Here is a 24,930-nt window from a genome sequence, read left to right as displayed (position 1 = left end):
CTATAATACTTTAAAATGTTTGTTACGATTAGTAACCCGGATTCTGGGTCAGGTTCAGATTTGAGTTGATATCTGAAGATGGAATCGGGAATATTTCGTAGTGGTTGCTAGTTCCACTTCCTTCCTGAGATGAACCTTTCCATGACCACACATAATCGCTGCCTGTGTATAGACCGAATCGTCTGAGGTCCGTACGTCTGTGTGCTTCCCAATAGAGCTCTCTGGTACGTTCTTGAAAAATCAGGTCCAGATCGAGATCGGATGACGTGATGTTTGCAATATCACTTCCGTAAGCTCTTTCACGCAGTTCATTAATGTAGTTAGCTGCAGTTGTTGAACTTCCGCCTGATGCACCGCGTACAGTTGCTTCTGCGTAGATCAAATACACATCAGCTAAACGGAACATTGGAAAATCGGTGTCGGCAAATTCAAGACGCTTACCCGGTTGTCCGGTAGAAGTGATGTTCTTCCACTTGGTTACTGCGTAACCATTGGTAAATTCACCGAGTTCATCAATTTCAAGTGACTGCCCATCTGTGTAGAACATAGCACGTCCTTCTGAAGCGGATATCTCGAGTTGGTACGTCATGTTGTTAAGATCAACAGTGATTTCATATAGGCCGGCCTCACTTACGGTTATATTGTCACCACCGTTCGTTAAGGTTCCATTTGATCCACCATAATCACCATCGTCCCAAGAAGGAGATGGGGTGAACTTGAATTCAGAACCGGGGTTTGCAAAATAAACCAAACCGGTGTAAACATCATTGCTGTTTTCAGAAATCAGAGCCGGTGCATCTCCAGGTGACCAATCACCTCCATAACCACTGGCAGCCTGGTAGCCACCCGGAACATAGATTTCAGGGTATCCTCCGGTATTCTCTGTTTGAGTACCTTCAAAAAGGTCTGAATCATCAAAGAGTGACACAAATTCAGGAGTTACTCTGTGACCGGCCCAACCACCGTCCATACCAAAAGCAGATGCACTCATATTACCACCAATCGCTGCGTGGATAATGAAGTTTGTTCCACCGAAAGTCTGAAGGTTATCTCCATCAAAACGGATAGGGAAGATGATTTCATTTGTTCCCTGATTTGTATCGTTGTCAGCAAGAAAGAGATGCTCATAATTGTCAGCTAATTCGTAGCCGCCTTCATTTATGACTCTTTCGGCATAGGTGAGGGCATCACTGTTGCGATCCTGGCCTATATAAACTTCAGCGTTTAAGTAGAGTTTTGCAAGAAGTGTCCAGGCAGCACCGCGATCGGCACGACCATACTCATTCTGGCCGGGTGCTGCAAGTTCATCCTGAATTTCAAGCAACTCACTTTCAATATAGTTGAATAGATCCTGTGAATTGGTTGGTTCAGGCATGTAAGCTCCAATCGGATCTTCTTCTGTTACAAACGGAACATTGCCGCCAAAGAGATCCAGAGCATGCCAGTAACTGAGTGCACGAAGGAAGCGAGCTTCAGCTTCCATCTCTTTGATGATATTCTCATCACGTTGTTGTGCTTCCCTTATAAACTCGTTGGTAAGAGTTACTTCGTAAAAAATACGAGAGTACATTCCCATCACGAAGTCGTTGGAGGGGGTCCAGGTGTGGTAATTGAATTCCGGTAAACCTTCATCATTCCAGCCAACAACTGCTTCATCAGTTGTAATGGTTTGGTGGACCCAAAGCTGACGAATGTAACTTGAGAAACCTTCGTCAATTCCCTGGATATCGGCATTACCGGCCGGTCCTTCTTGGCCGGTAGCTGCAAACCCTGCATATAGTTTTGCTAAAACCTGGCGGAAATCGTCAGGAGTATCATACACATTAGCAGATGTGACAACATTGTCGTCAATCGGCGATGTGTTCAGATCGTTTACACATGACGTGGCGAACGCAACCGTTAGCCCGACAAGTGCGAGTATTAAGAATCTAAATTTGTTAATCAACATAATCGTCAAGATTAAGGTGTTTCAATTAAAAGTTGAGATTGAGTCCCAACAAAAAGGTGCGTGGCCGTGGATAGAGGTTGAAGTCAATTCCACCAAATACCTCCGGATCCTGCCCGCTGTACTCCGTAATTGTAAATACATTTTGTACCGTAGCAGATACTCTCATTGAAGAAACCAGATCAAACAGACTGTCAAATGTGTATCCTACTGAAACGTTGTCCAGTTTTACAAAAGATGCATTTTCAACATAGTGGTCGGATCTGTATTGAGCCGTTCTGAACCCTGTTTCATAAATGTACTCAGTAGGATTCATCGTGTATCCTGCAGTGTTATACACTGAATTGTAGAAGCCTCGGTCAGACGCTACATTGTTATAAACGTAGTTCCCAACGTTTGCTCGTGCAGAAAAAGATGCATCCCACTGCTTGTATTCAAAACGGGAGGAGAGGCCAAATGTTAAGTCCGGATTAGGGCTCTTGTATCGATATTTGTCTGCTTCATCAATAACGCCGTCTCCGTTTCTATCTACATACAGCCCTTCAATTGGAGCACCTGTTTGATCATATACCTGCTCATAAACGAAGAATGAATTTCTTGGATAGCCTACACTGTGTACCTGTACCATGTTACCGGTACCGCCGGCAATTCCACCAACTTCCACACCCACATATGTTGGATCGTCAGCTGTTGTAAGCTTGGTGATCTCATCAATTGTATAAGATGTGTTGAACGTTACCTGCCAGAAGGTGTTCTCGGTTGATAACAGTCTAGTTGTAATGTCAAACTCCAAACCCTGTACCTCAAGTGAACCTACGTTTGAAAGAATTCGGTTCGTAAAGTTTGTACCTGCAGGTACAGGAATCACGTTAAGCAGATCATCTGTTTCACGGAGGTAGTACTCAATAGAACCGAAAACCTGCTCGTTGTTGAAACTGTAATCAAGAGCTACGTTGTATGTGGTTGTCTCCTCCCACTTCAGCTCAGAATTGTATCCTTCTGGTCGCAGTGTTGTAATAAATTCAGTGCCAAAAGGATAGCGAGCAGTATTCTGTCCGTATGTGTACTGCGGCAGGTAAGGGTAGTTACCCTGTCCAATTCGCTGCTGACCGGTAACACCGTAACCTAATCGTAATTTCAATTCACTCAGGTTGTCATACTGCTCCAAAAAGCTCTCTTTATGCATCTGCCATGCAAATGCAAAAGATGGGAAGAGTCCCCAGCGATTATCTTCAGAAAAACGTGAGGTACCATCATAACGCAACGTACCTGTAAACAGATACTTGTCCATCAGCGTGTAGTTGGCACGACCAAAGAATGATGTGATGTAGTACTCAGTTTTGTATTGAGTATCTGAGTCTACACGTACAGCCTGGGAGCGGTCGAAGTTTGTTGAGTAGTTTGAACCCTCCTCATAGTGGTGTTCCCATGAATAACCGGCCGTTAAATCCAGACGACTTTCAATGGAAGGCAGATCTGTATTGTAGTTCAGGTAAAAGTCGAGAAGTTCATTCTCCTTTTTCTGATCATAATCGGTCTGAACACCGGAAAGTCCTTGTCCGTCAAAAGCATAGGCTGCTTCATCACTTACCAATACTTTCCCATCTCCAACATCAGAGTAGTCCATTCCAAGGTTAAGAGTTGCTGTCAGATCTTCAAAGAAAGAAGGATTGTAATCCAGTTTCACGTTACCGATTAATCGGTAAACAGTAGACTCATCTCTGCGCTGGTCAATCAGTGCAACCGGATTGGCCGGTGCAATTGGAATTGGATTTCCATCACCGTCTAACCAAGCGGTATACCCGCCATACTGGCTGTTACCGGACATTACAGGTTGAGTCGGGTCGTAGTTGATAGCAGTGTTAATGGCACCCTGATCAGCAAATCTGTTGTCAACTCGTGTTCCTCTGGCGTTCAGTTCGATGGAGAATTGGTCATCAAACAGAGTCGGATTCAATGCAATGGATCCTGTTAATCGATCATTATAAGAGGTTTTAAGTACACCTTGATTTCCTGAAAATCCTAAAGATGCACGATAAGGAAGATCTCCGACTGCACCACTTACACTAATGTTATGATCCTGGCTGAAAGTGTTTCGGAAAATTTCATCCTGCCAATCAGTTTGGCTGTTGCCCAATGTGTTCAGAGCACCTGATGGAATATTGCCGTTATTAACACCAATTTCTACAAACTGCCGGAACCTTTCAGCACTTAGTGCATCAATTCGATCAGAGTTTGTCTGATATGAGTACCGTCCGGTGTAATTCACTTGAATATCCTGTCCGGTTTGTCCTCTCTTGGTGGTAATGATAATCACACCGTTTGACGCACGAGAACCGTAAATGGCGGTTGCAGAAGCATCCTTCAGTACGGTGATTGACTCAATGTCGTTCGGGTTAATGGAGTTCAAAGGACTTCTCATACCGGAAATGCCGCCGTCATCCAGAGGAATGCCGTCTACAACGTAGAGAGGGTCGTTACTGGCTGAGAGGGAAGAGCCACCGCGAATACGGATCGTTGCTCCGGCACCGGGTGCACCGCTGTTTGTTGTAACCTGAACACCGGCTGCACGACCCTGGAATAGTTCTTCCGGAGAGGTGATAGCGCCCTGATTAAAGTCTCTGGAGCTAACTACCCGTACGGAACCGGTATTATCACCACGTTCCTGAACACCATAACCGATAACAACCAGTTCTGACAGTGCTTGAACATCCGTGCTCATTTGAACATCAATTTGTTCCCGACCGTCAACCGGTATTTCGCGAGTTACGAAACCTATATATGAAAAGACCAATACTTCATCGGCTCCCACTCTAAGTGAGTATTCACCATCGAGGTTTGTTGTTGTACCCCGATCCGGCGATCCCTTTACGGTGATGTTCACACCGGGTAAAGGTTCACCCGTTTCTAATTCTGTAACCGTACCACTGACCGTAAGTTCAGATTGTGCATGCGCCGGCAGAGCGTATGAACAAAAGAACAGGATCAAAAGCAGGCTGAGTAGCTGTTTTACCTTCATAAAATCTACCTGTTTTTTTAATTAATGGAATAGATTAAAATTTTGATGTTCTTGAAAGCGCTTCAATTCCCGTAATTATCCTTTTTCTATTTGTGATGACTTTTCCAAGCCAATAAAAAATGTGTTAAATGAACGTCAATTCGATGAACTTATGAAAACGCTTACATCATCTGTTATTAAACTAATAATTTTTTGTGAAGAATCCTTAAAGAGTATTTACAAATAATGCTAACTATCGTAAAACAATGAGGTTAAAGTCATCGGTTGAATTGAAATTCGATATTTGGCTAAAATACTCTTAATTACTGTTACTGATAAAGTTACAGAAGAGGTAATGAAAGCAATTTTTACTTCTCAGAATTGTTCCCGGGTGCGGTGAGATATAATCGATGTAAATGGATATAAAATATTTGCGCGCGAAATTATGACTGTGCAGACTGGATCGATAACGGTATATTTGCATGCCTCAACAAATACCCTGTAAGATGGTGTGAAATTTCGGAAAGTGAAGGAAGTAAATTTCTTCAGGATGATCCACAAACTTGAATGCACAAACCTGATCCAAACAGAATGAAATTTTTGAAACAGAAGGGGATTGACTTATCGCTGAAGACGTACGTCATAACTGCATTATCCTACATGGCGCTGGGCTTGTTCTCTTCACTCATCATTGGTTTAATTATCCGAACTGCGGGGCAACAGTTTGAACTGAAGTTTTTGATTGATATTGGCCAGATGGCAATGGATCTGATGGGGCCGGCAATTGGGGTTGCTATTGCCTTTGGATTGAAAGCACCTGCACTGGTTATGTTTTCTTCGGCAATTGCCGGGGCTTTTGGCGCATCTGCCGGAGGTCCTGCGGGAGCCTATATCGCATCTTTACTGGCTGTTGAGTTTGGTAAACTGATTTCAGGTTCAACCAGGGTAGATATTATTGCCACCCCTTTGGTTACGATATTTGTTGGATACTTTGCTGCCGAATATGTAGGGGTATTTATCAACCAGGGGATGCTGGCATTCGGCGAGTTAATCAACTGGTCGGTTGACCAACATCCATTTGTGATGGGAATTCTTGTTGCATCTTTAATGGGACTTGCGCTTACGGCACCTATTTCCAGCGCAGCCATTGCAATCATGCTGGGGCTGGATGGATTGGCAGCAGGTGCCGCAACGGTTGGATGCTCAGCTCAAATGGTGGGATTTGCAGTAAGCAGTTACAGAGAGAATGGCGTGGGTGGGCTGATCGCCCAGGGAATCGGTACATCCATGCTTCAGATTGCCAATGTCATTAAAAGACCGATGATTATTCTGCCGCCAATTATTGCCGGTGCTCTACTTGCTCCGGTATCAACGCTTCTGTTTTACATGGTAAATATACCGGAAGGTGCCGGAATGGGAACAAGTGGTTTTGTAGGTCAGATTTTTACCTTTACTTCAATGGGATTTGAAACAGATGTTCTTCTTAAGGTATTGGTCCTTCATTTCATAGGTCCTGCGGTGATCAGCTGGCCAATTTCCGAGTATTTAAGAAAAAAAGGTTTGATCCGGCATGGTGATATGACACTGCAACGTTGAGTATTCCAAGGTTCTGATAGATTTGTCCATCAACCGATACATTTTTCTCGACAAGCAGTTAACCCATTGAGAATCAGTTTCCAGTGTAAATCAAAAAAAGGCACGGTTTTTTCTGCAGATCTGGCTTCTCTGATTTATTCCAATGATGAACCGTTTTTGTCTGAATAAACTCATCTTTCTGGGTGATATTGGATGCTACGCAGAGTCGGGTTGCCGGCCGAAGTTTTTTCAACAGAAGGTCGAATAGTTGTTCGTTTCTGTGAGGCGTTTCCATGAATATCTGAGTACGGTTTTTTTGAGATGACTCCTGCTCGAGTTCTGAAATCTCCCGGACTCGTTTCCCTTCGTTGATGGATAGATACCCGTGAAATGTGAAGGATTGGCCGTTCATTCCCGAAGCCATCAGAGCCATCAGAATAGATGAGGGACCCACAAGCGGCACAACATCAATATTGTTGTCGTGGGCAAGTCTCACCAGTTTTGCACCCGGATCTGCAACGCCGGGAGCTCCCGCTTCAGACATTAGTCCAACATCCTGTTCTTTGAGTAGCTTCAAAAAGCTATAGATCTCCTGGTCGGGAGTTTTTTTGTTGAGAACCCGCATTGTCATTTCATATGGCGGGGTTGGATGCTCAATCCATTGAAGAAAACTTTGAGATGTCTGCGGTTTTTCAACCACAAAACAGCGGATCTTTTTAATGATATTCAGCGTGTGTTCGGGCAGGGAGATATTCTCTTTTCGCTTGCTGATGGGTGTGGGTATCAGGTAGAGCGTATGCTTACTCATTGTCTGTCTCCGGATCTAATCGTTCAATTTCAATCACCTCTTCTCCATCCCGCAGTTTACGGCCGGCATATCGTGAACCATAAAGTGCGATGATAATGGTTACAATCAATCCAATACCGGTGACGCCAAGGTTCACTTTAATGACACTTTGCTGAAGTTCATAAACGGGCATCAGTACGATGGGTTTGAATGAATCAGCCTTGAAGCGGACAGGTATCAACTCAGACTCCATGAGAACCTGTGCCATCTGGACCGGAAGAGCCAGCTGCTCTTCGATGATTTCATTCGAATTGGTTGTGAACTTAATTACAACATAACCGTTGGTTTGAGCTGCAATCTGCTTCACGTCAAAGTCGGTAACTTCAGATATGTAGCTGTCACCGTTTTCGAACGTATCCTGCAGCCCCAAATAGGTTACAGATTGATAGCCAATTTGATAGAGAAAGTAGGCCGGCAAAAGCCATATGAGATAGATAAATCGATATTTTGTCATAATATAAGTGCTTAATTCGAATCTGAATTGGGGTGGTTATCCGCGACTTTTTCCATCAGTTCAATGAGTGCGGGGTCATAAATGAGTCGCTGTTGAAAATCCTGATGCATATGATTACCCGACATATGAAACCAGAAGCCAACCGGTAGCTGATCAAAAATGATAGCCTGGAATTTGGTTTCACCGGTGTAAATCAGTGTTCCGAAATCGATGCCGTTTAGCAAGCCGATCCGGTTATCGAATAGTGCTCCATAGCGTGTAAAATCTCGCTCAATTTCTGATCTGCCGATGTAAGGAGATTGAAGCCAGTCAAAAATCTGTTTTGCAGCTGCATCTGAAATTTTTTCGCGATTCCAGAGATCCTGCAAAAAGTAGGCAAGCTCTTTGGCAGTACCCCGTGGAAAGAGGTTGAGAGCGTCGCGCTCTTGGATGAAGGAACGGCCAAGCCTGTCATCTTCAAAACGATTGATGATTTCATTTCTGAAAATTGAGTCGGCTTGAAACCGTTCAGCTTTTTCAAAAATCAACTGCCTGTAATTATCCTCAGAAAGATTATTCCGTTCATCAATCAAATCTGCAATGTCCCGGTTTTCTTCGTGTGCAGAGAGATATATGTATAAACCTGAAAAGGGCAGTGGCATCTCGGTTTTTACAAGATTATGTCGTTTCTTGAAATCATTCCAATTAAAGGGCTGAAGTTTCATCCATAAATAATCGGCCAGTGCGGGATCGTTGAAGTGAACCAACAGTTCAAGTGCCCGATGAAGAGGGATTCCGTCACCATTCAGCCAGCCTCTGTTTGAGGCAAAGCGCAACCCGTCGGTATGAAGCGTTCGATTGATCTGTGGCAGCTGATAATTTTCAATTTCATCAACTTGAATGCGTTCGTTCGGATCAAAGCGACCATCATCCATCTCTATTGCGTAAGCAGTGAGCAGAAAGAGATTGGAGATTGTGCCCAGAGTACGGGGTGTTTCTTCTTTGATGAAAAGGGTAGAGTCAGGGTGCTCCAAAACGATACTTGCAACGGAAACCTTGTCAGAATTTTCATCAATATATTCAGTTAATCCGCGAAGAGACTGTGTTTTTGGAACCCATTCGGAGCCCTCTTCAAACGCTTCCCTGTTATTCAGGAATATTTCGAATGACTTCCAATTCCAACCGATGACCAAAGCAAACAGTACAATTCCGGTACCCACAAATGCCAGAATAAACTTAACTATTTTCATATCAGATTCTTTATAAAACTGAGCATTATTAACGATAGAATGTGTTGACCTGAAGTAACCGAGTGTAGAACTCTCTGACGTCCTGAAAGTAAACAAAAGAGTGATACTCCTGCCTAATTTCCCTAAATAGGGTATCAAACCAGAGATCATCTATTTCACCGTTCTCCACCAACACATATTTATATCGGTACGTGCCTTCTTTCATGATTGTCTCTGTTCTCCATCTGCTTGTTGATGAATCAAACTTTAACCGATTATTTTCATGAATCGCCCAGTGATTGAAATCTCCTACAAGATAGATAGCGCTGTCACTATCCGGGGTAATATCCGAATCAAATCTGAATTCAACGTTAAGATAGCGGTTGTTGAGTGATTCAGACGGACCGTTAGTATTCTCTGGAACTGAAGAGGTGGCTGTAAATCCTTCCGCATCATCAAAAAGAGTAATTTGAGTGATACTGTCGGTCTCAATCACATTCAAGGTGTTACTCCGGGTGTCAGACAGGTTTGTCAGATTTAAAACTCTGAACTCGTAATCCCCAATAAAACGATCATGTGAGTCGGTTTCGAAACGAACTTCTGCAGGGTCAGAAAAGTCGAGCTCGGTTGCCTTTCTGCTTCTGCTCCAGAATCGGTTTTGAGTGATATAGAAAGAGAGATCGAACTGAGGCTGATCAACAAAATCGGGAAGTTCGTATCTGTTGACGGGTCGATGAAGAATCCTCAAATCCTGCCTGAAAGCCCGGGTTACTTCTACGGAGGAACGGATGACCCCTCTGTTCTCATGCACAAAGAAGGGCAGTGAAAAAATGGTTTCACCTGTATCGCTGTTTTCAAGGTGAATCATGTAAAATCCGCTAACGCGGAATTGTACATTTTGGTTTGGAATCTGAACCTTAAACTGCCGGTAATATGGATGGCTGCTTCGGCTGACTTCGCCGCCTGTGATAAATGTTGAAGAAAAACCCTCCAGGAATTGATCAGGAGAGAGGCCGGATTCTGTACCATCGGGGTTGTGATGAGTAAATCGGTATCGAAAGGATCGCGACTCAAATCCAAGAGTTTCAAAAATAAGCTCCAGGCGATCAGAGCTATTGTGTTCAATAATCGGTGCGCGGTTTTGGTGTCCTGATGGATAGAGCTGAACAGAATAGACCGGATGAGCCGGAGTTACAGTGTTGGAGAATAGAAATGAATTTTGAGGTTGGTATGATGTGCTGATTCGATCAGGTTGAGATGATGATTGAGTGGTACCGCAGCCCGTGGCAATCAGAATAAAAATGGGAATGAGGCTAAATAGGGATAGATTCAAATCGTCAGTGTAAATAGTATTGGCCTTCAAATACAAAAACAGCAGGTCCTTTCAGTTCGATGCCGGAGTATAATTTATTTGAAGAGTTATAGGTAAACAGTACCTGAAGTGTCCCTCCCCGAACCTTCACAGAGTAATCAAACTCTCCGTTTCCGGCCTGCTGCAGGTAGTGCCAGGAGATGGCCGATGCTATAGCACCGGTTCCGCAGGCAAGGGTTAGGTTCTCTACACCTCGCTCGTAGGTTTGCAGGCACAGTTCGTTCGATTCAACACCTGAAATGAAATTAACATTGGTTCCACCCGGTTGATAGTAATCGTGGTAGCGCAGATAGCGTCCGTCAGTTATCAGCTGCTTCTCATCTTCAAGCTGTTCGCGCTGAACCGGACAGACAATATGCTCGGTGTTAGTGTACACGTTTAAAACTGCTTCAGATCCAACTTTCTCCTCTTTTACTTCTGTTTCGAGGGGAAAGCGGATACTAACCAGTTCTTCACCTACATCGGCCCGGTACACGTTGTCGTGTACACGAAAACTAAACTGACGTGGTGAACCGAGTGTGACGGCGTAAGCAGCAAAACATCGTGCTCCGTTACCGCACATACCGGCATCGCTGCCATCCGGGTTTTTGTAGTTCATTACAAGATCAGCTTTTTTGGATGTGTCATAACAGAGAGCAATGAGCCCGTCACTGCCAATACCAAACTTTCGGTCGCAGAGTGCAGGAGCTATTTTTGACAGCTCATCATCCGATAGTTTCAATGTGCGGTTATCAATCAGGATAAAATCGTTTCCCGCACCCTGCATTTTGATAAAATGTAAACTGTTCTGATTCATATAGATCTACATTTCTGAAAAGGCCGGAAGGTGTTTCCAGCTCTCATCTTCGGGGATTACGGGTTCAACTCCACGCATCAGGCTGCTAAACCGCATGGACAAGACGGAAAAAATATACTTTAATTGTACGTTTTGGTAGAGTAGCTGCTTCAGGTTTTGCAGGTGCTCAATCATATCTATAATTCGGGCATTCTGCATTGAAGCGGTAAATTTTTTGATTACGTCAATCTGATCCACATTGGTGACCAGTTCAGAATCCTGCCGCTCTCTGTAAACCAGAATATCTCTAAGTAGCTGTTCCAGGGAGTTACAGACAGCAATCTGGTTTTCGGTATTCAGTTTTTTGTTCCACTCATTGATTAAGGTAAGCAGTGCCGGTACATCCTGAGTGTACGAATATCGTAAAAAATCGATGATCTCCTCCCGGGTTCGTTTCAATGTTTCTACATCAAAAAAACGGGAGAGTGAGTAGTTACCATCCGCCATTCGTGCCAGGAACGATGCATCCGTTTCTGACTTATGATCATACCGGACCAGGGCGTCTCGGATTTCATCTTCTTCTAATGGATTCAGCCGAATCTGTTGACATCGTGAGATGATGGTTGGCAGTAGCTGATCTGTTTTTGTGGCGGTCAGAACGAATACCAGACGGGAGGATGGTTCTTCCAGAAACTTCAAAAATGCGTTTGCAGCTTCTTTTCGCATAGTATCGATCTCTGTAATGACAACAACCGTACGGCGGCCCTCATTCGGGTTATACTTCATCAATGGCTGAATGTCTGAGCGGTAGTAATCTATCGGGTAAAACGCCCGTCTGTTTTTGGAGACTTTATCGCTGTTCAGAGCAGGACGTACAGCAAAATCAACAATTTCGTAGGGATCTTGTGCCAGCATCTCAATGCGTGGCTGGATTTCATTCTCACCCTTGGATGGAAACGGTATAAACAGATGAATATCGGGGTGTGCAAACCAGCTCGATTTTTTGGATACGCCCGTACCCTTAAGGTCTGTTAGATTATCGATTCCGTTTATGGCTTCTGCCATGGCAAGGGCAAACGCCGTTTTACCGACTCCGGACGGTCCGGTGATCAGATAAGCGTGACTCAGCCTGTTGCTCTTCAGAATTTTTTCAGCTTTGTGTCGTGCGTCGCTTTGCCCAACAATTCTGCGGTCACCAAATGATATGTGGTCTTCGATAAAACTCATGTGTTACATCAAACCTAATTTATTCATCCCAGATGTAGTCAAAAAGCATCACTCCGGCGGCTATGGTTGTTCCACAATAGCCTATCAATGCTGCCAGATCGTTTAATTCTGATCCATCCGGTCCATTTACCAGTGCCATGGTTGTGGTTCGGGTCAAAATCAGCAGTAGGGGGACCAGAAGCGGAATACATAAAACGGAAAAAACAGCACCCTTTCGATCTGCCTTGGCAATCATTGCAGAAACGAGAGTGGTTACGCTCGAAAGCCCCGCAGCCCCAAACAGGATGGAAGCCATCAGATAGAGCGGACTCACAATGCTCATGTTCATCATTACAATGTAGAAGAAAAATGTGAACAGATGGAGAATCAAAAGAAAAAGAAAATTGTAGATCAGTTTACCAACATACACTTCTGTTGCTTCGGAATTGAGGCGTAACAGTTCCCACGTTTTCTTTTCCGTTTCGTGCACAAACGATCGCATCATTCCGGTCATGGCTGCAAAAAGAATGACAATCCAGACCAACCCGCTTTTTGGGGTCGGGTCGAGCTGTTGAGCGCTCAGGGTGAAGAGAATGAGCAGCAAAGCAGCACCGGTAAAAGCAAGCAGCGTGTTGATTGCGTACTTGGTTCGGAGCTCCTGCGTGATCTCTTTTTTTAGTATTGTGAGCGATGAACTGATCATAAAACAGTGGTGATGATTGAACGCATGAAAGGTACAAAAATTTACGTGTGGGAAAGAGGGAAATCTTCGGACAGTTAACACCTCTATTGACCACATTTTTCAATCAAAAAATTATTCTTACAGGTACCGGGAATATTTTTGAAGAGTATGCGATATGCTCCCTATATTCCGACGTACAAAAAATCGCTGAGCTTGAATTAATTTTATGAATATCTATTCACTACTCGATAAGTCAACTATTTTGGCCAATCTGGACGTATCATCTAAAAAAGAACTGCTCGATGAGATGATTGAAGTTTTATCCGGCCGGGTAAGTAGTGAACAGCTTGAAGATATTCGGACAGCGGTTTTTGAACGTGAGGAGATCATGTCAACCGGGGTGGGGAAAAGCCTTGCAATTCCGCACGGAAAAGTTAAGTCGATTGATGAAAATCTTGCCAGTTTTGCAAAGCTTAAACATCCGATCGAATACAATTCTATTGACGGTGAACCTGTGCAGATGGTGTTTCTGCTCGTCGGGCCGGAATCAAAGCACACCGTTCATATTAAATTGCTGAGCAGAATTTCCCGATTGATGAACAGCGTTTCATTCCGTGAATTGCTGAACGACTGCGACAATCCGGAGGATATTTACGAAGCATTTTTACAGGAAGAACAACGCTATTTTGCAACGTGAGCAAAACGCCTATGCAGAAATTTAAATGGTTGATCGGTTTACTCTTTGCCGGAATTTTCTGCTTTTACTTACCTTTTACGGCAACCGGACAGATTGCTGCTGAGATCGATTTTTTGATTGACCGAAGCCGGGCAAACGACGCTTTTTGGGCCATTCAGGTTACCGACAGCACCGGCAAAGTGATTGAAAGCCTGAATGGAGACAAACTGATACGTCCAGCCTCTAACCTGAAATTGATCAGTTCCGGTGCATACCTCGATGAACTTGGAAAAGATTACCGATTTGAGACGAAACTGTACGGCCGCGGAAAAAAGGTTGAAAATCGTTGGGTTGGTGATCTGATTATTGAAGGCAGCGGTGATCCATCAATTAACGGAGAATTTTACGAAGATCCGCTATTCCTATTTGAAGAGTGGTATCAACTTCTCGATTCATTGGGTATCGATCAGATTGACGGCAGCATTATCGGATATGACGGTCTTTTTGATGATGTTCCCTATCCAAAAGGGTGGGAGTGGGATGATCTTTCCTACTATTACGCACCGGAAATAAGTGCACTCTCATTTAATTTTAATGTGGTGGATCTGGAAGTGGTAGCGGATGGGAATATTGGTAGCAAACCAACGATCCGGTGGTTTCCGTTTAATACGCCATATGTAGAATTTGTCAATGAGCAGACCATCACCCCGCCCGGCACAAAGTTTAATGAATCGTACAGAAGAGTGCTTGGTACCAATACAATCATTCTCAGAAGTACACTTCCCCAGGGTTATTATGAAACCGAACCGTTGTCGGTTATGTCTCCAACCGATTACTTTATTGATACATTTGCACGCTATCTTGAACAGAGCGGCATTCGTGTTCGCGGTCAATTGATCACAGAGAGTGACTTTTACACCTGGAGTACCGATAATTTGGAACTGTTTGCCACACATCAATCACCGCCGCTTTATGAACTGATTTACTGGATGAATCGCGAAAGTGATAATCTTTTTGCGGAAATGTTGGCTAAGAAAGTGGCTCAGAAAAAGTATAATACACAGGGTACAACGGAGCTTGGGCTTCAAGTGATTAAAGAGCACATGCACACTGCTGGAATTGACACATCGGTGGTGCGGATGAGGGATGCGTCCGGAATGGCTCCGGCAAACCTGATTCGGGCTTCCGATTTAAATCACTATCTTCAATTTGTGAAGGGAAAACCGTGGTACGATTCGATGGTTGAGTCTCTTTCTGTCAGTGGGTTAAACGGAACGCTGGGTCACCGGTTTCGCAACAGTTCGGTCAATCAGCGCTTTTTTGGAAAATCCGGGTTTATGGCCGGAGTTCGTACACTTAGCGGATATTTAACAACAGAATCAGACAGTCAGTTAACGGTAACCATAGCCACCAACAACTACACGACCTCCACATCGCATGTGGACTGGGTGCATGAGCAGATTCTCGAATTTCTCTACAAAAATTATTAATACGCAGCATGAGCAAGAAACCGCAGATATTGATTACAGATGATGAGAAGAGCATTCGGAATATTTTGCGGGATATTCTTGAGTATGAGTCTTACGGTGTTTTTGAAGCAGAGAGCGGGGCAGACGCACTAAAACAGATCGAGAAAGAGGAGATCGATCTTGTTATCCTGGACATCAAAATGAAGGGGATGGACGGGATTGAAACCCTCGAGAGAATTAAAGAGATGAAACCGGAGTTGCCGGTCATCATGATATCCGGTCACGGCACCATTAAAATTGCAGTAGATGCTACCAAAAAAGGAGCATTTGACTTTCTGGAGAAACCGCCGGATTTGAATCGACTGTTGGTAACGGTTCGTAATGCACTGAATAGCAGTGAACTGGTCCGAGAAAATAAACAGATGCGTACGAAGCTTCATGGCGCATCTGAGATTATTGGTGAAAGTCCTGCAATTCAAAAGATTAAGGACACCATATCGAAGATTTCTGCAACCTCATCCCGTGTATTGATAACCGGTGAAAACGGAACAGGAAAAGAGCTAGTTGCCCGTTCCATCCACAATCAAAGTCGACGTGCTTCCAAACCTTTTGTAGATGTAAATTGTGCGGCAATACCTGCCGATTTGCTGGAGAGCGAACTTTTTGGCCATGAAAAAGGAGCGTTTACCGGGGCGGTGAGTCAGCGAATTGGGAAATTTGAACAGGCAGACGGGGGCACACTCTTCTTGGATGAAATCGGTGATATGAGTCCGGATGCCCAGGCAAAAGTTCTTCGTGCACTTCAGGAGAATAAAATTACCCGCGTTGGCGGTTCTGAGAATATTGAGGTAGATGTACGGGTGATATCGGCTACAAATAAGGATCTGCAGCAGGCAATTGAAAATGGAGAATTTCGTGAAGACCTTTACCACAGATTGAGTGTGATACCGATCCACATCCCATCGCTTCGAGACAGAAAAGAGGATATTCCACTGCTTGCTAAGTTTTTCCTTGAAAAACTTGGGGAAGAAGAAATACTCTATTCCGGAAAATCATTTTCGGGAGAAGCCATAGAGGTTTTGAAAAGTCAACAGTGGACGGGTAATATTCGGGAACTTCAGAATGTGATTGAACGATTGGCAATACTTGCCCCGGAGGATGAAATTACCGGTGAGGACGTGAGCCGGCTTGTTGTGGGTAACCGGAGTTCTAAGAAAGTTGTTTCGGAGCTGATTGAGGATATGGATAGTTTTCAGGAGTTTAAAGAACAGGCCGAACGGATGTTTTTGGTAAAGAAATTGGAAAAGTATGACTGGAATATTTCAGCAACCGCGGAGGCGATTGAGATTCGCAGAAGTCATATCTACAACAAAATGAAAAAGTACGATATTGAACGGTAATGCCTGATGAAGGCAGATATCAATATTTATAAATACGTAAGACTGGCATGGCAGCAAAATTGATAGATGGGAAAAAGGTGGCATCGGAATTGAAGGTTCAAATCCGCGAAGATGTTGAAAACTGGGTGGAAGCGGGACATCGACGGCCGTTTTTGAAAGTTCTTCAGGTTGGGAACGATCCGGCTTCCTCAACCTATATTGCCGCAAAAACACGCGCCTGCAAAGAGGTTGGCATTGACACGGATACCACTCATCTGCCCGATACGGTTTCGGCAAAAGAGCTGAAAAATGTGATACAGAGTTTTAATGAAGATGACTCCATCGATGGAATTTTGGTTCAGCTTCCGTTGCCGTCCCATCTTTCCGCCCACGCTGTCATCGAAAGTATCGATCATCGAAAAGATGTGGATGGTTTTCACCCGATGAATGTGGGGCGCCTGTCGGTCGATCAGCCAACGTTTAAGTCGTGCACACCGGCCGGAATTTTTGAGCTTTTCAAATACTATAGCATTCCTACAAAGGGCAAACACGCTGTGGTGGTGGGAGCAAGCAATATTGTGGGAACACCAATGGCAATTATGCTCTCACGAGAGAACTCATCCGGGAAGGCAACCACTACCATTTGCCATAAATTCACGAAAGATATTACACAGCACACAATTTCTGCAGACATTCTGGTTGTGGCTGCCGGTCAGCCAAATTTGATAAAAGCGGAGATGGTGAAAGAGGGAGCTGTGGTGATTGATGTTGGAATTAATCGTGTTGCAGATGAAACCTCTGAGAAGGGGTATAAACTCACCGGAGATTGTGATTACGAAAGCCTAAAGGAGAAAGTGAGCTGGATCACGCCGGTGCCTGGGGGTGTCGGGCCGATGACGGTAACCATGTTGATGAAAAATACACTGCTGGCCGCTAAAAAATCGATCTATCCTGATTAATCCCGATTTATGAGAAGAGCCTGTACATCGGCGGATAAAAGTGAACATCCCGACAGTTTTGGGATGGTTTCAAACCCATACAGCTTTGACAGTTCATCCGATACATTGTGCAAACCTCTGAAACGAATGGCAAATTGCAAAATCGCTGATTGGAATAACAGAGAGAAAAAGCGGAATCAGGTTTGCCGAGAATCACCAATAACTATTTGTGCCGTCCGGTGGAGCCTTGCAATCCTAACTGTTTTTCTTCTCAATTTGGAAGGTTTAACAGCGCAAAATCTTTATGAAACAGGGTCAACAGCACAGGTTCAAAATAGCAGTAGCGTAACAGTTAAATCACCCTCCGGAGCATTTCTTCGATCGATGCTGGTGCCCGGCTGGGGACATTTCTATGCAGGTGAAGCTCACCGTAATCGAGGTTATATTCACACCGGCTCAGACCTCACCTTACTTGGTGCGATTTTTGGTTTTAACCTCAAAGCTAATCGCATAGAGAACGATTTTGAAACGTATGTGAGCCTAAATGCCGGAGTGGATATCTCATCCAGAAGCCGATCGTTCCGGCTGGCTGTGGCTGACTTTAACTCATTGGAAGAGCATAACGATTATCAGCTTAGAAGCCGTAACTGGAACCGGCTGATTGATGATATTCCCGAAAATCGATGGTTTTGGAATTCAACTGAAGAGAGGGGGCGATACGTAGATATGAGATCAGAGGCTGAGAGTATTCGAAATCAGCTTCCTGCCCTGGCCGGCTTGATGGTCGTGAACCGGATTGTTAGCGGAATCAGTGCCTATAACAGAGTCCGAAAAGATCTGGAATCGAATCGGGTGAACCTCTCATTTCAGCCTGTTACTGTTCGTGGTATCAACTCAAATAGCACCGCAATTTCGGGCGTGACTGCTCAGCTCAATCTCTATTTCAATTAGCATAGTCCATGCAGCGATATCTATTAACATTTGAGTTTGATGGAACGGATTTTAACGGATGGCAGCGTCAGCCGGAGGGCAGAACGGTGGAGGGGGTAATCGAAAATGCCTTGTCCCAAATGTATCAACAGGATGTGAATATTATTGGGCAGGGACGTACCGATGCCGGTGTGCACGCAAAACGACAAACGGCTCATGTTGACCTTCCGGATAGATATACGACTCAGAGAGTAATTTATGCAATGCGGGGACTTCTGCCTCATGATGTTGCATTGATTGATATGCAAGAAGTATCATCTGATTTCCACGCTCGTTTTCATGCAACCAGTCGATCCTACCAGTATAGAATATCAACAAAGCCAATACCGCTGCAGAGGAATACGGTTTGGTTTAATAATGTTGAACCAGACCGGGATTTACTTCAGAGATGTTCCAAATTAATTTTTGGGGAGCATGATTTTATCAATTTCTGTATTCCCAACAACGAAGATTTTGGCACAACACAATGCAACATTATCCGGAGTGAATGGGAAGAGTATGAAGATTTGCTTATTTACAAAATTGAGGGTAACCGATTTTTGAGGCATATGGTAAGGCGCCTTGTTGGAAGTATGATGCAGGTAGCCTCAGGTCGTCTTACATTTGAACAATTTACCCGGTTGTTGAACGAGGAGGAGGTGGATGAGAAAGCTTTTGCAGCACCTCCAACCGGGCTTATTTTAGATGACGTTCGCTATCCGGGCAACGTCGAGTAACAATGAATTAATGTTTAGGTAACCTTTTGATAAGGTGTATTTGGTTTCTTTTGTAAACTCAAATAAACCTTATCGCATGTTAATCGGTTCATCATTTAATAAGAAGTTAGAGCACATCATTCTTACAACTTATAAACTTACTGTTCAGCGTTCATGTAATCGATTACCCGTTGAAGATCTTAACAAAGAGTTATCGTTCGACAAAACGGAACTTAAAAATTACCTTGAGTACCTAAGTGACAAGGATTTCATTAATTTACCTACGATTGGAGGACCATTCTTATATGGACATTTAGAGCTGACTGTGAAAGGTGAGAGAAAAGCTCAGGATCTGCTGTCGAAAAGATGAATAGCCGATATCCGCTTCGTAAATCGAGGTAAATTTGATTTAAATCCTATAAAAGAGGAAACAGTAGATGGTTTATTCTGTTAACACTATACAATTGATCTAATAAATAAAAAAACTCTACAGAATGAAGACATCAGTTTTATCCATGATCATCGTGCCACTTACAATGCTGGCTTGTCAGCCGGATTCGGAAGAAATGTCGATGGATCAGCAGGCACAGCAACAAGACCAAATGCAGGAACAGTTTCAACAGCAACAACCGGCAACAGCAGTCGATGTATCAGATGAGGAATTACGTGAATTTGTTGATGTTTCCATGGTTGCACAGGAAATTCAGATGGGCGCCCAATCAGAGATGATTGCAGTTGTTGAAGAAGAAGGACTGGATGTGGAAACCTACAATTTGATTGCAGAAGCCAGATTTAACGGACAATCTGATGAAGATTTGGATGTAAATCAGGAGGATATTGAAAAGTTTGAATCTGCTTCGGAAGCGGTTAGTGAACTTGAGCAGGAGCTAGATGCACAAATGACCGAAGCCATTGAAGCCGAAGGGATGGAAATGGAGCGATTTATGGAGTTGAATATGGCACTTCAGCAAGATCCTGAAATGCAACAAAGAGTACAAGAGATGATGATGCAATCCCAGATGGAAGAGCAGGGAGCAGCTCCGCAAGGTGAAGGATTCTAAGGAATCTTAACATTAAATGATGTATAAAACCGGTCTGAGTTAAGGCCGGTTTTTTTATTCCCCGCTATAGAAGTGAAAGAGATCTGCGAAGAATCCACTCTGCAGTTAGCAGACCAAGAACCAGTAAAAACCAAATCAACTCAAAGTCCCGTATGTAAGAATTTTGTCGGTTGACACTCTCATCAGCTTCTAATAGATCTCGATCATTTAAAAAAACGTCGAGTTTTGTAAAGTCGCGATCGGAGAGAAAAATACCACCGCTATTTTCTGCCAGTGCACGTAACAGTACATCATTTCGCTGAGTGTTTACAAGCTCAATATTTGATCGACCAACAGTAATTCTAATCTCATCCCGGCCGATCATTCGACCTCCAACTTCTGCGGTGCCCTTAACTTCGTAAACTCCTTCAGGCAGCCGTCCAAGGTCGGAAGTGTAGTTTCCGCCACGGCTGTGTCTCATTCTGTACGAACGACCTTCACCCGTTTGATCCAGACCTTCAACCTCAAGTTGTATGATTGCATTCGTTTCCGGTTCGCTGCGTTCATTGTTTAAAACTGCCCGAACCCGGATATTCTCATTTTCGGTAAACTGATCTTTTGCAGGGGATAGGATTAAATTTCGTTCATCTGGTGCTGTTGATGTCCACGATACAAGGTTAGTGATTAAATCATCATAAAACCCTTGTGTCGATTCTTGCCGGTTTAATTTGTATCGATACCACCCAAAAGCATTGACAGCGGCAATACGGTTGGATCGGGTCTCATCAACCACCAGAAGTGGAATATCTGTTGGAGCACCCTGAAAGTTAGAACGTAATAAAATTTCTGCCGAAGCAGTGGTTGAATACGTGCCAGAGTACGTATGAAGTGCAGGGAGTGTTCTTTCTGAGGGAATATTTAGCTCGAGCAGGGAGTGAGATCTGTTATCAGATTGCAGTACCGGTCTGACCTCAATTGACGATTCAAGGTTTTCGGGTATGACGGGCCTCACGGTTTGAAGGTTACCATTTGCGAAAGAGACGGGCAGTGAAAATAGTAACAGAGGGGTATCTGATATCAACTCTTCGATTCTGTTCAGAATTTCCGAATTGTTTGGCGGCAGTCCATGCAGAATTACCAGGTCAATCTCATCAATTTGCTCATCCGACTCCAGTATATTGTAGCCTGAGAATCGGGTTCCTCCCAACCAATTGGTCTGTGTTAACTCATTTTGGATATCTGTAGCTATATGATTACGGATCGCTGCTACATCGGGATGAATTTCAAACGCGATAGAAAGGATGTCAGTTTTGTCGTCAAGAACCTCAACGGTGTAGGTATATCGGTTATTCTCTTCAGAAAATTCATCGGTCAGCGGAATAGCTTCAAGAGTTACATTGTAAAACCCGGGATCCTCAAATTCACTCGAAAATTCAACGATTTGAGAACCGGAAGCGGATTGAAAAGTGATTGGAACTGTCTCTACGATTTCACCGTCTCTGATGAGTCGAAATTCTGTCTCTTCTCCCTCAACCTGTCTGTGCTGTATCTCTGCAGTTATTCGGTTAATCGTATTCGTATAAACTGGTGAGTTATAACGAACATCGGAGATGGCAATATCTCTGACTGTAGTTGTATCGCCGAGTGGATACGTTATTACTGGAGTAGAGAGTTCCGTTGAGGCAAAAAGTGGATTTCGTCCGCTAGTGTTGATTCCATCGCTGAACAGCACTGCAGCACTAAACTGATACTCATTCTCCAGAAGATGTGTAAAAACTTCATTCAAGCGGGTATCTGCACCGGTTCCGTTAATTGTATCACCTGAAACCACTTCAGAATCAAATGTATGATAAATGTACCGGGCACGATCATCCCTGCTTTGCTTAAATTCATCCAGCAGCAATTGGTACTCTTCCAATCCTCTGTACGTACCTTTTTCAATGGCTACACTTTGGGAATTATCAAGGTAGACGGCAATTTTTGCCCGACTAACTTCAGTCTGTTCAACGGTGAGGTATGGATTAAACAGCAGCAGGAGAAGAATCAGAAGGGAGAGGGATCGAAGAGTAATCAGCGTCCACTTTTTTAACGTTCCGGCCTTGTCGAGAGAACTGTAGCTGTAGTAGGCAACGGCAATAGATAATAGGGCTCCAACAAGAAGCAAGAGAACGGGCAGAACCGGATTTAAACCATTAAATATTGCGAAATTCATACATACGGATTACTGATGTGAATCGCACTAAATTGAATTTTACAGCTCTTTAAGCAGCTTTAGGATAACACCTTCTGTGGTAAACCCATCCGCTTCGGCTGCGTAGTTTGTTACAATACGATGACGTAACACCGGTACAGCCAATGCTTCGATGTCCTGTATCTCCACATTCATCCGGCCTTGGGAGAGCGCGCGAGTTTTGGCTCCTAAAATCAAATATTGTGATGCTCTTGGCCCGGCTCCCCAGCTTAGATAGGAGTTAACCCATTCTTTGGATATTTCTGTATTTGGGCGGGTTTGTGTAACAAGCTTGATGGTCTGATCGAGTACATGCTCCGGTACCGGAACTTCACGGATCAGTTTTTGGAATTCCAGTATTTGTTCTTTTTCAAGTACAGCATTTACTTCCGCCTTTCGGGCAGATGTAGTCTGTTTAACTATCTGTTTCTCTTCATCCGGATTGGGATAATTTAAATGAATCTGGAACATGAACCGGTCGAGCTGAGCCTCCGGTAGAGGATAGGTCCCCTCTTGTTCAATCGGATTCTGTGTAGCCAGAACAAAAAACGGATCGTCTAATTTAAAAGTCTGTCCGGAAGCTGTAACCTTATGCTCCTGCATTCCTTCGAGTAGAGCTGCCTGTGTTTTTGGCGGGGTACGATTGATCTCATCTGCCAATACAATATTGGCAAAAATTGGCCCTTGAATAAACTTAAAATGTTTTTTGCCGGTTTCTTTGTCATCCTCTATGACCTCGGTTCCGGTAATATCACCCGGCATCAGGTCAGGTGTAAATTGAATTCGGCTAAAACTTAGATTTAAGGTTTCAGCAACGGTGTGAATCAGAAGAGTTTTAGCCAGTCCGGGTACTCCTACAAGCACGCAGTGACCCCCTGAAAAAAGTGAAATTAGCAGCTGATCAACTACATCGGCTTGACCAACAACTACTTTTGATATTTCACGTTTGATATCGGAAAATGACTGGCTGAATGTATCCGCAATCACTTCCGGTTCTTCTGACTGGAGTGAACTCATTGCTGAATCTCCATCTCAGCTTCTGTCTCTACCGGTGTGTCCATAAGCGGGTCTTGGAGTGCATCTACATCCGGCATTGGGATTTTAAATTCGATGAAAAATTGATCCCGAAGATTTTCAAGCCAGGTGGAAAACTCCTGCATCTGTTTCTGTTGCAGAGCAATAGCTCTGAGTCTTTCATAATCCTGTTCCAGGTTTGCTTTATGCTCGGGAACATGCCGGTCGAGCCGAACAATTCTAAATGCCCGGTTTACATTCTGCTGGGGTGGATTGAAAGAGCGGGGTTCAGAAATTTGCCCTTCTTCTTCAAGTAAAAGCACAATTCGGTAGAGTGAGGGTTCCAGCTGGTTGATCGGTATGAGGCGCTCACCGGTCTGTGGATTAGAAATCCTTCCGCCCAAATCTTTAGTACGCGGATCTTCAGAATGTGCTCGTGCCATATCACTGAATGTCTTTCCATGGTTGAGTACGCTGTCTCTGATAGCTTCCAGCTTCTCAATTGCCGAATCTTCGTCAACCTGAGTATCGTCAATTTTTATCAGAACGTGACTTGTTGCAATTTGATCCCCTCTTCGTTCATCAAGCCGAATAATGTGATAACCAAACTCTGTTCGCACAATTTCAGAAACTTCACCGGGATTGAGTGCGGTTGCCGCTGCAGAGTAGTTTGCTACCAGGTCATTTATCGGCATGAGTGGGAGAGAGCCGCCACGCTGAGCGGAAACGTCTTCACTATGTCGTCTGGCAATAGCTTCAAACTCTGCACCATGGTTCAGAATTGAATCCCGGAGCGCTTCAGCTTTTCGAAATGCCTGGTTTTGTGCATCCTCGAGGGGTTGGGGGATGATCACAATTTGTGAAATACCAACCTGTTCCGGGATCATGGGAAGTTCGTTGTCGGGAATGCTGTTGAAAAATTCAATTACTTCAGGCCGGGTAATGGTGATTTCTCCCATTTTCTGTTGCTGAACGCGCTGAACGACCATCTGTTCACGAAACTGGTCACGGAAATCTGCTCTTAGCTGAATAATACTTTTTCCAAAAGCCTCTTCGAGTGCTCGTTCACCACCTGCCTGGCGTACAAGTTCATTTATCCTAATGTCCATCTGTCGATTCACCATCTCATCTGAAACGGTGATGGAGTCAACTTCGGCCTGCTCAAGCATTACATAGTTATCGACCATGCTCTGAAGGGCACTATACCAAAGGTCTTCAGAGAACTCTACGTTTTGCCCCTGAGCCTGCGATTGATTCATATAGTTTCGAACTTCATCATCAACATCGGATTTCAGTATAATTCGGTCGTTTACAACAGCCACAATCCGGTCTGCAACTTGTCCCTGTCTGGCGAAAAGAGAGGAGGCGAGAATTGTGATGATAGCCGTTAAAAAGAGGAGTGATTTTAAAAAATGTGTCATTACTTCCTTTTAATAT

20 protein-coding genes are annotated in these 24,930 nt (G+C 44.0%); 8 read left to right on the top strand and 12 right to left on the bottom strand.

Annotated elements, in window-relative coordinates:
• Nucleotides 1-28 precede the first annotated feature (28 nt).
• Together BG260_RS07270 and BG260_RS07265 are read right to left on the bottom strand one after the other, a co-directional pair.
• On the bottom strand, nucleotides 29-1,948 hold the full coding sequence (locus tag BG260_RS07270) for a RagB/SusD family nutrient uptake outer membrane protein (RefSeq protein ID WP_069131292.1): 1,920 nt from the start codon (nucleotides 1,946-1,948) through the stop codon (nucleotides 29-31).
• 25 nt (nucleotides 1,949-1,973) lie between these two features.
• Complete coding sequence (locus BG260_RS07265) at nucleotides 1,974-4,964, bottom strand: SusC/RagA family TonB-linked outer membrane protein (RefSeq protein ID WP_069131291.1); 2,991 nt, start codon at nucleotides 4,962-4,964, stop codon at nucleotides 1,974-1,976.
• A gap of 570 nt (nucleotides 4,965-5,534) precedes the next feature.
• Between BG260_RS07265 and BG260_RS07260 the strand changes: the two genes are divergently transcribed.
• On the top strand, nucleotides 5,535-6,539 hold the full coding sequence (locus BG260_RS07260; RefSeq protein ID WP_069131316.1) for a PTS transporter subunit IIC: 1,005 nt from the start codon (nucleotides 5,535-5,537) through the stop codon (nucleotides 6,537-6,539).
• Between the two features lie 73 nt (nucleotides 6,540-6,612).
• Here BG260_RS07260 and BG260_RS07255 read toward each other — a convergent pair whose 3' ends face one another.
• Genes BG260_RS07255 through BG260_RS07225 form a run of 7 tightly spaced genes read right to left on the bottom strand, consistent with a single transcriptional unit; the run spans nucleotide 6,613 to nucleotide 13,083 of the window.
• Nucleotides 6,613-7,326 carry an SAM-dependent methyltransferase gene (locus BG260_RS07255; protein WP_069131290.1) on the bottom strand — a complete coding sequence of 238 codons (714 nt, stop codon included), beginning with the start codon at nucleotides 7,324-7,326 and terminating at the stop codon, nucleotides 6,613-6,615.
• The gene (locus BG260_RS07250; RefSeq protein ID WP_069131289.1) at nucleotides 7,319-7,819 is read right to left on the bottom strand and encodes a hypothetical protein; all 501 of its coding nucleotides are present in this window, start codon (nucleotides 7,817-7,819) and stop codon (nucleotides 7,319-7,321) included. The genes BG260_RS07255 and BG260_RS07250 overlap by 8 nt, the downstream gene beginning before the upstream one ends.
• Before the next feature lie 11 nt (nucleotides 7,820-7,830).
• Nucleotides 7,831-9,048 (bottom strand): hypothetical protein, encoded by a 1,218-nt coding sequence (locus BG260_RS07245; protein ID WP_069131288.1) that lies wholly within the window; start codon nucleotides 9,046-9,048, stop codon nucleotides 7,831-7,833.
• Nucleotides 9,049-9,076: 28 nt separating this feature from the next.
• The gene (locus tag BG260_RS07240; RefSeq protein ID WP_176719454.1) at nucleotides 9,077-10,360 is read right to left on the bottom strand and encodes a type IX secretion system plug protein; all 1,284 of its coding nucleotides are present in this window, start codon (nucleotides 10,358-10,360) and stop codon (nucleotides 9,077-9,079) included.
• A 4-nt stretch (nucleotides 10,361-10,364) separates the two neighbouring features.
• Nucleotides 10,365-11,195, bottom strand: coding sequence for a diaminopimelate epimerase (gene dapF / locus BG260_RS07235; protein ID WP_083750158.1), 831 nt, complete (start codon nucleotides 11,193-11,195; stop codon nucleotides 10,365-10,367).
• Between the two features lie 6 nt (nucleotides 11,196-11,201).
• Nucleotides 11,202-12,401, bottom strand: a complete 1,200-nt coding sequence (locus BG260_RS07230; protein ID WP_069131286.1) for a DNA polymerase III subunit — start codon at nucleotides 12,399-12,401, stop codon at nucleotides 11,202-11,204.
• 19 nt (nucleotides 12,402-12,420) lie between these two features.
• Nucleotides 12,421-13,083 carry a heme exporter protein CcmB gene (locus tag BG260_RS07225; protein ID WP_069131285.1) on the bottom strand — a complete coding sequence of 221 codons (663 nt, stop codon included), beginning with the start codon at nucleotides 13,081-13,083 and terminating at the stop codon, nucleotides 12,421-12,423.
• Nucleotides 13,084-13,288: 205 nt separating this feature from the next.
• Here BG260_RS07225 and BG260_RS07220 point away from each other — a divergent pair, with 205 nt between their 5' ends.
• From BG260_RS07220 to BG260_RS07185, 7 genes are all read left to right on the top strand, one after another.
• A complete protein-coding gene (locus tag BG260_RS07220) occupies nucleotides 13,289-13,759 on the top strand; it encodes a PTS sugar transporter subunit IIA (protein WP_069131284.1) in 471 nt (156 codons plus the stop codon).
• A gap of 11 nt (nucleotides 13,760-13,770) precedes the next feature.
• Entirely contained in the window at nucleotides 13,771-15,228 is a 1,458-nt protein-coding gene (gene dacB / locus BG260_RS07215) for a D-alanyl-D-alanine carboxypeptidase/D-alanyl-D-alanine endopeptidase (protein WP_069131283.1), read from the top strand.
• A gap of 8 nt (nucleotides 15,229-15,236) precedes the next feature.
• Nucleotides 15,237-16,607 (top strand): sigma-54-dependent transcriptional regulator, encoded by a 1,371-nt coding sequence (locus tag BG260_RS07210; protein ID WP_069131282.1) that lies wholly within the window; start codon nucleotides 15,237-15,239, stop codon nucleotides 16,605-16,607.
• 47 nt (nucleotides 16,608-16,654) lie between these two features.
• On the top strand, nucleotides 16,655-17,545 hold the full coding sequence (gene folD / locus BG260_RS07205) for a bifunctional methylenetetrahydrofolate dehydrogenase/methenyltetrahydrofolate cyclohydrolase FolD (protein ID WP_069131281.1): 891 nt from the start codon (nucleotides 16,655-16,657) through the stop codon (nucleotides 17,543-17,545).
• 9 nt (nucleotides 17,546-17,554) lie between these two features.
• Entirely contained in the window at nucleotides 17,555-18,475 is a 921-nt protein-coding gene (locus tag BG260_RS07200) for a hypothetical protein (RefSeq protein ID WP_083750157.1), read from the top strand.
• A gap of 8 nt (nucleotides 18,476-18,483) precedes the next feature.
• Nucleotides 18,484-19,230 (top strand): tRNA pseudouridine(38-40) synthase TruA, encoded by a 747-nt coding sequence (gene truA / locus BG260_RS07195; protein ID WP_069131280.1) that lies wholly within the window; start codon nucleotides 18,484-18,486, stop codon nucleotides 19,228-19,230.
• A gap of 473 nt (nucleotides 19,231-19,703) precedes the next feature.
• The gene (locus BG260_RS07185; protein ID WP_069131278.1) at nucleotides 19,704-20,270 is read left to right on the top strand and encodes a DUF4168 domain-containing protein; all 567 of its coding nucleotides are present in this window, start codon (nucleotides 19,704-19,706) and stop codon (nucleotides 20,268-20,270) included.
• A 64-nt stretch (nucleotides 20,271-20,334) separates the two neighbouring features.
• Here the strand turns inward: BG260_RS07185 and BG260_RS07180 are convergent, their stop codons facing one another.
• From BG260_RS07180 to BG260_RS07170, 3 genes are read right to left on the bottom strand one after another with little or no spacing between them, the layout of a single operon-like run.
• Complete coding sequence (locus tag BG260_RS07180) at nucleotides 20,335-22,461, bottom strand: hypothetical protein (protein ID WP_069131277.1); 2,127 nt, start codon at nucleotides 22,459-22,461, stop codon at nucleotides 20,335-20,337.
• A 39-nt stretch (nucleotides 22,462-22,500) separates the two neighbouring features.
• Entirely contained in the window at nucleotides 22,501-23,496 is a 996-nt protein-coding gene (locus BG260_RS07175; RefSeq protein ID WP_069131276.1) for an AAA family ATPase, read from the bottom strand.
• Nucleotides 23,493-24,914: a peptidylprolyl isomerase gene (locus tag BG260_RS07170; RefSeq protein ID WP_069131275.1), complete on the bottom strand. Its 1,422-nt coding sequence runs from the start codon at nucleotides 24,912-24,914 to the stop codon at nucleotides 23,493-23,495. Before BG260_RS07170 ends, BG260_RS07175 begins: the two co-directional genes overlap by 4 nt.
• Nucleotides 24,915-24,930: the final 16 nt, after the last annotated feature.

Origin of the sequence: Rhodohalobacter halophilus, from assembly GCF_001715195.1 — a bacterium.
Lineage (GTDB): Bacteria > Bacteroidota > Rhodothermia > Balneolales > Balneolaceae > Rhodohalobacter > Rhodohalobacter halophilus.
Note: the sequence above shows the minus strand (reverse complement) of the source record. Positions and strands in the feature narration are given on the sequence as shown.